General features: G+C 36.9%; 1 protein-coding gene. It reads right to left on the reverse strand.

Features of this window, described 5'->3' with window-relative positions; genetic code table 11:
* A partial coding sequence (locus tag H4J57_RS20445) for an Arm DNA-binding domain-containing protein (RefSeq protein WP_182244019.1) occupies positions 1-203 on the reverse strand: 203 nt, incomplete at both ends.

The raw sequence follows: 203 nt of genomic DNA on the forward strand, positions 1-203 counted from the left end.
GCTTGAGCAGGTGTCATTTGACCATCAACACCTAATCGGTAATTAACCTGTTTTCCGTTTAAGCGATAAAACAGGTAATAAGTGATCAAACCTAATGGGGTTATACGGGCATGAAAGCCAGAAATATCAGTATCATTTAAGCGTTTATCCGAAGGTACTAGATTTTTGATATTGGTTACGGTTATCTTGCTTTTAATTGGCAT

It is taken from the genome of Colwellia sp. BRX8-7 (assembly GCF_014077275.1).
Taxonomy (GTDB): domain Bacteria; phylum Pseudomonadota; class Gammaproteobacteria; order Enterobacterales; family Alteromonadaceae; genus Colwellia_A.